The organism is Megasphaera stantonii, assembly GCF_025567065.1.
GTDB classification, from domain to species: domain Bacteria; phylum Bacillota; class Negativicutes; order Veillonellales; family Megasphaeraceae; genus Megasphaera; species Megasphaera stantonii.
This window is the reverse complement of the sequence record NZ_JAOQKD010000001.1, coordinates 363,178-376,059: the sequence shown is the minus strand read 5'-3', so window position 1 is coordinate 376,059 and position 12,882 is coordinate 363,178. Positions and strand designations below refer to the sequence as shown.

Here is a 12,882-nt window from a genome sequence, read left to right as displayed (position 1 = left end):
AACAATGGAGTTCCTTATGGTTTTGGAGCCACTAATAGGATTCGAACCTACGACCCTCTCATTACGAATGAGATGCTCTGCCAGCTGAGCTATAGTGGCGAGTACTCTGTTATTATATGCGGAGATGGATGTTTTGTCAATACTTTTTGGAGAAATAATTTAAATTTTTGTGAAGGGCTGTCGGCGCGTGTGGCAAGAGGGCAAAAAAAAGAAATGGCCGAAACCATTTCTTCTTCTGATGGAGTTATTCTTTTGGGTAGACGGCAAAGACCCGCGCTGGGAAGCCGACGCCGTTTTTTACCTTGGGGAAGGTGACGAAGATGACGGCTCCTGTCGGCGGAAGGGCGTCGAGGTTGGTCATGAGTTCGACTTGCAGCCGATCCGTTTCTAAGATATAGACTTCGCCGGCAAAGTTGACATTGGCTCCGGGGGCGTCTGTGTCGGCTGTTTCGTGTCCGATCGCGCCGATGCGGCGTTCTTCGACGAGCCAATGTAGCGCGTCCAGCTTCCAGCCGGGATAATGGGGCTGGTTGTTTTCATCGTAATTGTTCATGTCTGCCCGCTTGGACCAGTCGGACCGGAAGGCGACAAAGGCGCCTTCAGGAATGGGGCCGTGCTCCTGTTCCCATTCCTGAAGGTCGGCAATGGTCAGTTCGTAGTCGGCATTTGCCGCGCAGGCTGCCGATTTATCGACGACGACGAGGGGATATACCATTTCCTTCAGCGTCATTTGGTCCAGCGTGCGCGCTCCTTGGACGAAGTGACCCGGGGCGTCGACGTGGGTGCCGAATTGGCCGGCAGGAATGGTATATTTGTCGGAATGAAAAATGCAGTCGGGACTAAAATCGTAAATGACTTCAGTGGTCAAATCGCCGAAGCCGTACCAATGGGGCGTCGCAGGACTTAGTTCATGCGTTAAATCTACCCAGCAGTATGCCGGAGATTTTAATTCGTTGACGAATTCCCATAATTTCATCATATAAAGCCCTCCCTTCGCAATAGACGATGTGCTGCGTTTCAGCATATATACAAATTTCTATAGTGATGAAAGGATTCCTTCTGATAAACGAGAAATTTATATGAATTAATGAAACTAATTAATTGCATGAAAAGTAAAAATATATGTATTCGAAAATAATAAAAGAACACGATTATCTTGCGCAATGAATTTGAATTCTATATTATAAGAGTTAAAGATACCAAAGCTGACGTCAGCGCAGCATCGGGGAGGGATTAGAGATGAAAAATCGATTTTTAGACAAGTTCCGCAGCGGGGAGCCTTCTGTCGGGACATTTTTTGAAATGGGCGGGCCGGCCGTCGGAGAAATGATCGCTCTGACGGAGTTGGATTATTTTGTGATTGACGGCGAGCACGGCCCCTATGACGTGCTTCAGGCCGCCGATATCATCCGGGCGGCGGAAGGCGCCGGCACGGCGGCTCCCTTTGTGCGGGTGAAAGACAGTCAGCGCAATTCCATTCTGCGAATGCTCGACGTCGGCGCAAAGGGTTTGATTATCCCGCAGGTGCAGAGCGTCGACGAGGTGCGGCGCATCGTCGAATATGGAAAATATTATCCCGTCGGCAGCCGGGGATTCGCGCCTACGCGCAATTCGCTGTACGGCTGCTCGGACGACGCGAAAGGGAGCGTGCAGGAGTATTTCGACCGATGCAATACGTCGCAGCTGCTGATTCCGCAGTGCGAAACGATGGGCTGTCTGGAGGCTATTGAAGAGATTGCTGCCGTAGATGGCGTCGACGGAATCTTTGTCGGTCCTTATGATTTGTCCGTTGCCATGGGGGCACCGGCGCAGTTTGACCGGCCGGAATTTGCCGCCGCCTTGAAGCGGGTGCTGGAAGCGGTACAGCGTGCCGGTAAGTTCTGCATCATCTACGCCGATTCGGAAGATGCGGCGGTGAAACGCTTTGACGAGGGATTTGACAGCGTGGCCTTGTCCATGGACTGCATCTTGTACCGCCGGGCGATCAACGGGGCCGTCGCCGCGATTAAAGGGGCCTTGTAGCAGTTGCCTTGCGGCGCACTGCCTGATATAATAGAAACGGTTTTACGCAGGTTACGAACCGATGAAGGATAACGACTGCGGCATGGACGCCATGCCCTTCGTTATCCTTTTTTAGTATGGGAGGGAGATACGAATGAAAAAAGAAATTCGCCGTTATGCATGGAAGGACGGAAAGACGCTGACGATAGGAGAAAAGACGCTGATCATGGGCATATTGAACTATACGCCCGACTCGTTTTCCGACGGCGGCAAATGGAATCGCATAGACGATGCCCTGCGTCATATGGAGGAGATGGTCGCCGACGGGGCGGACATCATTGATATCGGCGCAGAATCTACACGCCCGGGCCATCAGGCGATTACGGCGGAGGAGGAAATCGAGCGGCTTCGCGGCATCTTGCCGAAGCTGGCCGCCGCTTGCCCCGTGCCTATTTCCGTCGATACGTACAAAGCGGAAACGGCGGCCTATGCCGTGGACATGGGCGCCCATATCATCAACGATATCTGGGGGCTCCAGTATGAGGCAGAGCCCGGACGGATGGCAGCCGTCGCTGCGGCAAAGGACGTGCTGGTCGTGGCGATGCACAATCAAAACGGCACGGAGTATACAGATATAATCGGCGATATGAAGGCCTTTTTTTCCCGTACGGCTGCTCTGGCTGCCGAAGCGGGACTTGAGCAGAGCAGGCTCATCTTCGACCCGGGCATCGGCTTTGGCAAGACCTTTGCCCAAAATATATACGTCATGAAGCATTTGCGCGAACTGACGGCCCTGCCGTATCCGATGCTTCTCGGCCCCAGCCGCAAGCGGTTTATCGGCGAGGTTCTCGATTTGCCGGCAGAAGAACGGATGGAGGGGACAGGCGCGGCCTGCGTAGCCGGTGTATTGGCGGGCTGCGCGATTATGCGGGTACACGACGTCAAGCCGATTGCCCGCATGTGCCGCATGGCCGATGCGCTGCGCGAAGACGACGGCCTGATGTAGCCTGTTGGGTTAAAGGGAATAGGTATGCGGAAATTTTTCTGAATTCATGCAAAATACGGGGCTGGTTATGGATATATATGGTACAATAAGAGTGTACAACGCGGATTTGCATGAACGAGGAGGAATACCGTATGAGTCGTGAAGTGACCGATTGGATGAATATAGCGCAGTGCTTTTATTGGAGCAACGAGCGGCTGCTGCAGTTTTCCCAGCAGTTTTCCGCTGAAATAGAGCGCGTCCTGGCTGGACAGCCTTCATCGCTTCAAGCTGTTAAGTCGTATTTGTCCCTGCCGACGGGCAGGGAGCAGGGGACCTACCTGGCTCTCGACTTCGGCGGCACGAATGTGCGCGTCTCCCGGATTCGCCTGCTGGGACACCATTGCTTTATCGTGGAGAAAAAGATTTCCCGTCCCTTGAAGAAGAACGGAGAATACAATTATATGACGGATCAGACGACGGCGGACGAATTGTTCGATTTCATTGCCGATCTCGTCGGCGAAGCGGCCGGCGGCAATAAGCCCTTCTATTTGGGCCATACCTTTTCCTTCGGCGTGGCGCAGCACGACGTCGGCGACGCCCGGTTTCTGCAGTGGTCGAAGGAAATTACCGTCGCCGGAGCCGAAGGCCGCATGGTCAACGACATGCTTCGCCAGGCCTTGGTGCGAAAGGGCCTGGACGACATCATTCCCGTCGCGCTGCTCAACGATACGACGGCCTTGCTGCTGGCGGCGGGATATCAGCACGGCCAGTCCCAGGTCGGCATCATCTGCGGGACGGGGTTTAATATGTGCTATTACGAGCCGCGCTGGGATATGATCGTGAGCCTGGAAGCCGGCGGATACGACGGCATGGCCCGGACGAACTGGGATATTGCCGTAGACGAAGCGTCGCAGCAGCCGGGATACCATCAGCTGGAAAAGATGGTCAGCGGCGCCTATCTGAGCGAAATATACCGCCGCGTCGCCATGGAGTATTTGGACGCCGAATCCATGCCGGCCTTTACGACAGAGGCGATGAATCATATCGTGGCGAACGACAGCCCAGCCGAAGGGCGGCTGCTCATGGGGCGCGTGTGGAAGCGGATCGTCGCCCTGCAGGACGTTAAGCCCCTGCGCAGCATCGGCGCGGCCGTGTTCGTGCGTTCGGCCCAGCTGACGGGGGCGTCCTGCTTCGGCGTGCTCCGCCATTTGTATCCCGACGGCGCGATTCCCGCCCAGACCATCGCCGTAGAAGGCAGCGTCCTAGAGCATGTGCGGGGCAGCTTATTCATGCTGGAAGACGCCCTGCACATTTGCCAGGCCGGCTTTGCCCGAGGGAAAAAGATCGAGGCGTCGCCCGTTTTGGTTAAGGACGGTCCTTCTGTCGGTGCGGCCATCGCCGCGGCTATGGCTGCCCATCATTAGCCGGGCAGGCCGGCTTCCGGCCTAAATCGCGGAGCATTTCCATATCGGCAGACTGGTCGTTTCCCTTCGTCGTCAAGTAGCCGCCGATCATGAGGCCGTTGAGTCCCCCTGTCAGGGCGAAGGGCTGGAGGGAGCGCAGGTTTACTTCCCTGCCGCCGGCAGTGCGGATCAGGGCCTGCGGCAGGATGAAGCGGAATACGGCGAAGGCCCGCAGTATTTCAAGGGGCGGAAGCTGCGGCGCATGGGCCAGCGGCGTTCCCTGAATGGGCGTGAGGATGTTCAGGGGAATGGAGCGGATGCCGAGCCGTTTCAGCGTAAAGGCCATTTCTACGCGCTGCCGCGGCGATTCGCCCAATCCCAATATGCCGCCGGAGCAGACGGAGACCCCTGCGTCCTGGACGGCGCGGATCAGGCGGATTTTGTCGTCTATCCCATGGGTCGAACAAATATGAGAAAAATATGACGGAGCCGTTTCGATATTGGCGTGGTAATGAGATACGCCGGCGCGTTTGAGCTCTCTGGCCTGGGAGGCCGTAATCAGGCCGAGGGAACAGCAGGCCTGCAGCCCTGCGTCCCGGATAGAGGAAATCGCGCGCAGGATTTCGGCGAATTCGGCTCCTTCCCGGACGGAGCGCCCGCTGGTCACGATGGAAAAGCGGGACGCTCCCTTTTCTTTGGCCTTTTTGGCGGCGTCCAGTATCGCGGCCTTGTCCAGCAGCGGATAGGACTGGATATTCGTTTGGTAATGAGACGATTGGGCGCAAAACCGGCAGTCTTCGGGACAGCTGCCGGAACGGCTGTTAAGGATGGCGCAGCAGCTTACGGCGTCGCCGCAGAAATGCTGGCGGATCTTGTCGGCCAGGGCCAGCAGCAGGGGCGTGTCGGTGTCGGGCAAGGTGATGAGCCGTTCTCCTTCTTCCGGCGTAATTTCCCCTCCGGACAATACCTTTTCAGCGTATGAGCAAAGCTCGGCAATTTTCATGATGAACCTCCTTGAACGTTTTTTGTAAGTATACTAAACTGCTGGCAATAAATCAACCGTTATGGATGATTCAAAAGTTAACAATGAGAGGGATACATACTTTTTATCGCTGTAAACTTGTACAGATATTTTGTTTGTCAGCTCTTTTCACTAGGCCAGTTTTTCGCTACAATATAACTAATCATGACAAATCATAGTTAGGTGCATCGTATGCTGCAAATCGACAGAACTCTTAAAATACCATATTATGTACAAATCTATAGATATTACCGCCGCGAGGTGGAAGCACAGCGCATGATTGCCGGCATGAAGCTGCCCTCTGTCCGCGAGCTGGCCCAGACGGTGAACGTCAGCAAGATGACCGTGGAAAAGGCCTATTATCAGCTGGCGAGCGAAGGATATATTTTGCGCAGGAATAAGGCGCGGTATGAAGTGGCCTTCGTCGGCCAAAGCCGGGAAGCCGCCGGAGGGCCGGGCGATGAAGCGGCGCCGGCCGTGTCGCGCCGTTCCTACTTATATGACTTCGGAAGCGGCGACATGGATATGGAGCGCTTTCCCCTGGAAATTTGGCGAAAATATATGAATAAGGTACTGTCGGAGCCGGCGTACCTGACGGCCTGCAACGACGAGCAGGGCGTGCCGGATCTGCGTGACGCCCTGAGCCGCTACGTCTATGAGACGCGCGGCGTCTATGCGCCGCCGGAGCGCATCGTCGTAGGAGCCGGCACGGCGGCCCTGCTGGGCGTGCTGACGTCGCTGCTGCGGGAGGCGCACTCCGATATTGCCGTAGAAAATCCCGGCTTCCGCTTGGGACGGGAACTGTTCCGCAACATGGGATACGGCATTGTTCCCGTAGCGATACGGCAGGGAATTCTCGACATGGATGCCTTGGAACGCAGCGGGGCGTCGCTGGTGTACGTCAGCCCGTCGCACCAATTTCCTACGGGGACGGTCATGCCCATTGGCATGCGCCGCCAGCTGCTCCGCTGGGCCGAGGAGCGCGAAGGCGTCATCATTGAGGACGACTATGACAGCGAGCTGCGCTACTACGGCCGCCCCATTCCGGCCTTGCAGGGGCTGGATACGTCGGGCCGGGTCATTTACATGGGAGCCTTATCCAAGGTGCTTCCTTTTTTTGTCCGCCTGAGTTATATGGTGCTGCCGCCGAAGCTGATGGAGCTGTACAATGAGCGGCGGAGTCTGTTCCGGCAGGGAGCCTCCGTACCGGAGCAGTGCGTGCTGGCCGCGTATATCCAAAGCGGCGAGCTGGCCCGGCAGGTGCGCCGCCTGCGCAAGGATTATCAGGAGAAAGGCGCGCTCATGGAGCGCCTATTGCTGGAGGCCTTCGGGAAGGACATTTCCGTGAGCCGCGTCGTGTCCGGCGTATATTGCCACATCGCCCTGCAGAGCCCTTACGACGAAAGCGAGCTGCGCCGCCGGGCAGAAGAGCGGGGATGCCGCGTGCTGGCGATGCAGTCTTTTTACGAGCGGCCGGAGCAGGCGGACACGAAGGAATTTCTCTTGTCGTTTTCAAAGATACCCAGTCAGGACCTGAAACAGGCCGTTGCGGCCCTGCATCGGGCCTGGGCGGAAAAGGAAGGATAGCGTCATGGCAAAAAGTTTACGATTTATTCATTGCGGCGATTTACATTTGGGCAGTCCCTTTCACGACGTCGCCGCTGTCGGCAGCCGGTGGGAGCGCATCGTAGGCAAAGCGCCGATGCGGGCGTTCCAGAAAATCGTGCAGCTGGCCATTGATAAAAAAGCGCACGCCGTGCTGATCAGCGGCGACGTATATACGAGCGCGACGCACAATTTGACGGCTCAGCTGGACTACGTGCGGCTGCTGCACAAGCTGGCGCAGAACAATATACAGGTCTTCGCCGTCTTGGGCAATCACGACCCCCTGGAGGCTTGGAAGGCCCGGATTCCCTTTCCGCCGAACGTGCACATTTTCAGCGCCGAGAAAATAGAGCGCATGCCCTTGGTCGTCGACGGCGAGGAAGTGGCGGCCGTGTACGGCCAGAGCTACGCCAAGGCGGAACAGCGGGACAATCTGGCCTGGAACTTTGCCCGTGAATCTGGGGACCGCTACGCCATCGGCCTGCTCCATACGCAGATCGGCGGGCCGTCTCCTTATGCGCCGTGTTCTTTGACGGATTTGAAAGAGAGCGGCATGGACTATTGGGCCTTGGGCCATGTCCACGCCCATCAGATATTGAGCGAAAAGCCCTATATCGTGTACGCTGGAAGCCCGCAGGGCTTAGACTGCACGGAGACCGGCGCCCACGGCTGTTATTACGTAGAGGTCGGCCCCTACGGGACGACGAAGGTCGAGTTTTTAGATACGAGCATCGTCCGCTGGGAAAGCACGGACATCAGCATCGAGTCGATTGAGTCGGTATCGGGCCTGCGCGAGGCCGTGCGGTTCGCCAAGGAAAAAATCCGCCGCGACATCGGCAAGCCGACGTTCCTGACAGTCAACTTCACTGGCGCCGGCAGCATGTACCAGGTCATCAACAATCCCGAAGCGACGCAGTACTGGATCGACAGCTGGCGCGAAGAGGAGCAGGGGAAATACGCCTTCGTCATGGTGGAACGGCTGCGCAATATGGCCCGGCCGAAGATCAACCTGACAGAACGGAGCAAGCTGCCCGATACGGTAGGCGATTATTTGAATGTTGCCGACAAGCTGGCCGCCCTGCCGCCGGAAGAGATGGTCCAGGCCCTGCGGGATATCCTGCGGGAACGGCCCGAATTCGACCGCCTCGGGGCGTACGGCAAGGCGATTTCTGACGACAGGCTGCTGGAAGCCTTTGAAAAAGCCAAATGGCTGGGAATGCAGAAATTGCTGGAAGATGGAAGAGGATAGGACTTATGAAGATTATACAGATGAATTTAGACGATTTCGGCATTTACCATAATGTCGAATGGAACCCACCGGAAACGGGGCTCATCGTCATGCACGGCTATAACGAAAGCGGCAAGACGACGCTGATGAAATACGTGCGCTCCATGTTTTTCGGCTACCTGCGCGGCGATTGGAAGGGCTTTTTCGGCCATATGGATATTCGCCGCGACGACGGGCGCGAATACCGCATCTACCGGAAGGAAAAGGAATCGTATATGACGGACGGCCAGCTGACGCTACACGACGAGCCGGCCGACTTGTGGTGGCACGGCCTGGACCGGCAGACCTACGATAAAATTTTCGCTATGGGCCTGGAAGATTTGCAGGGCTTTAAGATCTTGTCCAACGAAACGGTGCGCAGCCAGTTTTTCAGCGTCGAAGGCGGCGTGCGCATGGGCGCGACGCGGCGGGACATCATCCGCCAGATGGGCGATCTCCTCGTCGCTTCGCCTCAGGGGAAGAAGCCGATCAACGCCCTGCTGGCGGAGCAGCGCGAATTTGACAACCGCATCCGGGCTCTGTCCTACGACGAAGACGAGTTCGCCCAGCTTCAGGGAAAGGAGCAGGCGACCCACGAGACGGAAAACCGCATACGGCTGAGCATCGAAGAAACGAAGCAGCAAATCGAGCGCATCTCCATGCCTATCGCTGCCTGGGACGTATACAAGCGGGGACAGGACGCGCTCAAGCGCATGCAGGATCTGGCCGACGTCTCCCAGTTTCCGGCCGACGGCGCGCAGAAATGGACGGAGCTGGAAACGAAGATTGGGGAAATCGACGAGCAGATTCGCAAGCTGGAAGCCCTGTCGGCTAAAGGGCCGGCCTTCCGCGAGGAATGGAACATCTGGCTGCTGTGCGGCCCTCACCTCGACGACCTGTATCTGCACGTCGGCGAGTGGAAGCAGGGACTGGAAGAAGTCGCCGCCCATGCCGATATGGAAATAGACTGGCAGTTTGAGCAAAATCAGTGCGCAGAATCGCTGAAGCAATGGACTGGCGATACGATTCCCTCTTCCGTCGATTGGACCGGCGGACAGGCTGCGGCGGCCGGACTGGCTCGCTGCGAGCAGGAGCTGGAAAAGTGGCAGGCCGCCAAGCCGAAGAACGTCGCGGCGGACAAGGCGGAAGCACCTGCCGAAGGGGAACCGTCCAAGGAGGAATGGCAGGCTGTAGGCAAGGCCGTTTCTTCCATTCAGGAATGCCTGATGGAGCGGAAGAAGCTGCGCGAACAGCTGCAGTGGCTGAAATCGGACGGAAGCGGCGTATCTCACGGGCCGGCCGTATTGGCGGTCCTGTGTTTGGCCGCCGCTGCGGGCCTGGCGGCGATGGTCTTCGTATACGGCATGGACCAGCTGTTCGGCTACGGAGCCGGCTTGTTCCTGGCTCTGGCCGTCGCGGCCTTTGCCAAGCAAAAATCGCTGGCCGGCAAGGGCCCCCGGCGAATCGAGGAATTGGAAAAGAGCCTGGCCGCCGTGCAGGAGCGGATGGAAGCCTTGGCGGCGGAAGCGAAGGCAGGACTGGCGGCGAGCGACGACGACGATGTCTGGTCGCGTAAGCTCGATGAAATCAGGATGCAGTACATGGACTGGAAGACCCAGGAGTCGAAGACGGTCTGGGAAAAAGAACAGAAGGTCATGTACGACGCTATTTATGACGAGTGGAATAAGAAAGGCGCCGCTTGGCAGGGCAAGCTCGAAGCCAGCCGGAAGGCTTGGGAATCGTGGCGCAGCGGCAGCGGATTTGCTTCCTTGGAAGTCGGCCAGCTGGCTCAGGCCAAGGAAGTCTGGGACAAGTGGCACGCCGCCGTGTCGGCCTCCGAAAGCTGGCGTGTCCGCAAGGAAGACCTCCTGCGGCGCATGGGCCAGTGGCGCGACAGCGCAGAACAGCTGTTTCGGGAATTAGGCGTCGCCGGCGAAGGCACGCCGGAACAGACTGAGGCCGTATATAAGCAGTGGCAGACGATCCGCGTGCAGGCCGAAGTCGCCCGCGAACAGGACAAGCAGCAGCAGGAGCGGCAGGCCCAAATCGTCCAGCTGCAGAAGGACAAGGAAATCCGGCAAAACCAGCAGCAGGACTTATTGGCCCTGACCGGCGCCCAGACGACGGGGGAATTCCGCAGCAAGGTCCTGAAATTCCGCCAGTTCCAGCAGTATAAGGAAGTATACGAGCAGTCCGAAGCCCATATCCGGCTCATCGCCAAGACGCCGAAGCAGCTGGCAGAGCTGCGGCACGAGCTGAAAGTCCATACGCTGAAAAACTGGACGGACGAACGGGCATATTACGAAAAGAAAATCGCCGACGCGGAAAAGAAATTAGCCGAAGTCGCCGAAAAACGGGGCAGCATCATAGAACGGCTCAGCCAGATGGCCAGAAGCGACGCCTACGGCCAACTTCTGCAGGAAAAACAAAACCGCAAGGCCGAGCTGGACGGCAAGGTGAACGAGTGGCTGACTTATCTCTTCGCCCAGTATATGCTCGGCGAGGCCCAGTCGTATTACGAACGGGTGCGCCAACCCTTAGTTATCCGCCAGGCCGGAGATTACCTCCACCTCATGACCCAGGGCCGCTACACCCTCCAGGCCAGCTTTGACGGCCGCCAGCTCTACGCCGTCGACGGCACGCAGCGGCGTATCCCGGAAAAGCAATGGAGCAGCGGCCTGGGCGACCAGATTTATCTGGCCATACGCATCAGCCTGGCCATGGCCTTTTCCAAGCAAATCGAGGCGATGCCTCTGATTTTGGACGACATCCTCGTCCGCTTCGACGAACAGCGGCAGAAGGAAGCCATTCACTTCCTGGCCGACTTAGGCAAGAAAGAACAGATTTTCTTATTTACCTGTTCCCAGACGACGAGAAATCTCGCCGGCGAGGTACAGAAGGAATTAGCCGGAGAAACCGATACGATTCATTTATTTGAAATCGAACAGGGAACGATTCGGCAAAGCGTATAACCCGCGAGATTGGAAAGGCAGGTGCAGAAGCTATGACAGCTGCTCGGCCGGTGCTGCCGCCGGCTATGATGCTGGCGGCGATGGACGCCGTAAGCGACGGCATCGTTATCGTAGACAAGGATTCCCGTATTATTTACATAAACGACGCGTATACGCGCATCCTGCGGGTAGAGCGGCAAAAGGTGCTGCACAAGCAGATCAGCGTCATCGAGCCGGGCGCCGTCATCCTGGACGCCTTGCGCGACAAGCAACCCCGCTCGCGTCTTCCCGTAGAAGTCAAAACGAGGGGCAAGCAAATTCTGGTTAATATTACGCCGATTTTTGACGGCGGCGAAGTCATCGGGGCCGTGTCGGTCTTTGAAGACATTACGGAGCTGTCCCTCAGCCATCAGGAGCTGGAACGGGCTCAGCGGCTGAGCCGGTCGATCTTCAAGGCCGCTGCTGACGGCTGCCATACGCTGCCGCCGGAATTTGCCCATATCGTCGGGGACAGCGCCAAGTTCCTGCGCTGCCTGCGGCTGGCGGAGCTCGTGGCGCCGACCGACGCGACTGTCCTGGTAGAAGGGGAAAGCGGCGCAGGCAAGGAAGTCGTCGTTGACGGGATTCTGCGCCTCAGCGGCAAGCGGCGGCGTCCCTTCGTCAACATAAACTGCTCGGCCATTCCGGAAAGCCTCATGGAAAGCGAGCTCTTCGGTTATACGGCCGGCTCGTTTACCGGCGCGGCCAAGGGCGGCAAGGCCGGGAAGTTTGAGCTGGCCGACGGCGGCACCATCTTCCTTGATGAAATCGGCGAAATGCCGCTGTTCATGCAGGCCAAATTGCTGCGGGCCCTGCAGTCGGGGGAAATACAGAAAATCGGCTCCGACACGATGCAGAAGGTCGACGTCCGGGTGATTGCGGCGACGAACCGCAACCTGAAGCAGATGGTGCGGGATGGGAAGTTCCGGGAAGACTTGTACTTCCGCCTCAATACCTTTACGATCGTCATTCCGCCTCTGCGGGAGCGGGGCGAAGACGTACTGCTCCTGGCAGAGCATTTCCTGGGAAAATTTTCCAAGAAGTATGGAAAGACAGGACGCCTTTCGTCGGCGGTGCAGCGGTTTTTCCTGTCCTATGCCTGGCCGGGAAACGTGCGGCAGCTCGAAAGCTGCATGGAGTACGCCGTCATCGTATGCGGCGACGGCGAAATCCGGATGGAGCACCTGCCGGAAGAGCTGCAGGGCCTTTCGGATAATGGGGAAAGAACGGATGCGGCAGAAGCTTCCGCCGCAGGCGCGCCTCACGGCTTAAAGGCCGATATACAAGCTATGGAGCGGGACTACATCCTCCGCGTGCTGAAGGAGACCGGCGGCAACAAGACCAAGGCTATGGAAGTCCTGGGAATCAGCCGCCGCACCTTTTACAAGAAATGGAAGCTCTACGGACTAGATAAAGAATCGTCTATAAAGTAAACACTATATACATGGTAAACACGGAAAATCCTCCCAAGTATACAGTTTATACTCGTATCGCGGGAGGATTTTTTGTGTAGAAATAAAATGCCACTCTTATAAAGTGGCGATCAGGCCGGAGTATATGCGAAAAGTGGAGAACCCTTGTAACGTTGCATAGCGAATATAGTACATATT

Annotated in this window: 9 protein-coding genes and 1 tRNA gene; 7 read left to right on the top strand and 3 right to left on the bottom strand. The window is 57.2% G+C overall.

Translation table 11 applies throughout. The features are described from left to right. Positions 1 to 23: 23 nt before the first annotated feature. A tRNA-Thr gene (locus tag OCV58_RS01690) sits at positions 24 to 99 on the bottom strand. Between the two features lie 145 nt (positions 100 to 244). Beyond that, positions 245 to 979 carry a cyclase family protein gene (locus OCV58_RS01685; RefSeq protein WP_267312744.1) on the bottom strand — a complete coding sequence of 245 codons (735 nt, stop codon included), beginning with the start codon at positions 977 to 979 and terminating at the stop codon, positions 245 to 247. Positions 980 to 1,239: 260 nt separating this feature from the next. Between OCV58_RS01685 and OCV58_RS01680 the strand changes: the two genes are divergently transcribed. The 3 genes from OCV58_RS01680 (at position 1,240) to OCV58_RS01670 (ending at position 4,410) form a co-directional block, all read left to right on the top strand. Further along, positions 1,240 to 2,022, top strand: coding sequence for an HpcH/HpaI aldolase family protein (locus tag OCV58_RS01680; protein ID WP_154876689.1), 783 nt, complete (start codon positions 1,240 to 1,242; stop codon positions 2,020 to 2,022). A 133-nt stretch (positions 2,023 to 2,155) separates the two neighbouring features. Beyond that, a complete protein-coding gene (gene folP / locus OCV58_RS01675) occupies positions 2,156 to 3,007 on the top strand; it encodes a dihydropteroate synthase (RefSeq protein WP_154876688.1) in 852 nt (283 codons plus the stop codon). Between the two features lie 131 nt (positions 3,008 to 3,138). Beyond that, positions 3,139 to 4,410, top strand: a complete 1,272-nt coding sequence (locus OCV58_RS01670; protein WP_154876687.1) for a hexokinase family protein — start codon at positions 3,139 to 3,141, stop codon at positions 4,408 to 4,410. On the opposite strand, the gene bioB is transcribed toward OCV58_RS01670, so the two are convergent. Then, positions 4,391 to 5,392 (bottom strand): biotin synthase BioB, encoded by a 1,002-nt coding sequence (bioB, locus tag OCV58_RS01665; RefSeq protein ID WP_087477277.1) that lies wholly within the window; start codon positions 5,390 to 5,392, stop codon positions 4,391 to 4,393. The two genes, OCV58_RS01670 and bioB, sit on opposite strands and share 20 nt — an antisense overlap. A 210-nt stretch (positions 5,393 to 5,602) precedes the next feature. On the opposite strand from bioB, the gene pdxR reads away from it, so the two are divergent. Genes pdxR through OCV58_RS01645 form a run of 4 tightly spaced genes read left to right on the top strand, consistent with a single transcriptional unit; the run spans position 5,603 to position 12,705 of the window. Further along, positions 5,603 to 6,997: a MocR-like pyridoxine biosynthesis transcription factor PdxR gene (gene pdxR / locus OCV58_RS01660; RefSeq protein ID WP_154876686.1), complete on the top strand. Its 1,395-nt coding sequence runs from the start codon at positions 5,603 to 5,605 to the stop codon at positions 6,995 to 6,997. Positions 6,998 to 7,001: 4 nt separating this feature from the next. Beyond that, entirely contained in the window at positions 7,002 to 8,264 is a 1,263-nt protein-coding gene (locus OCV58_RS01655; RefSeq protein ID WP_154876685.1) for a metallophosphoesterase family protein, read from the top strand. Between the two features lie 5 nt (positions 8,265 to 8,269). Next, a complete protein-coding gene (locus tag OCV58_RS01650; protein ID WP_154876684.1) occupies positions 8,270 to 11,254 on the top strand; it encodes an AAA family ATPase in 2,985 nt (994 codons plus the stop codon). Between the two features lie 32 nt (positions 11,255 to 11,286). Then, entirely contained in the window at positions 11,287 to 12,705 is a 1,419-nt protein-coding gene (locus OCV58_RS01645) for a sigma-54 interaction domain-containing protein (protein ID WP_154876683.1), read from the top strand. Positions 12,706 to 12,882: the final 177 nt, after the last annotated feature.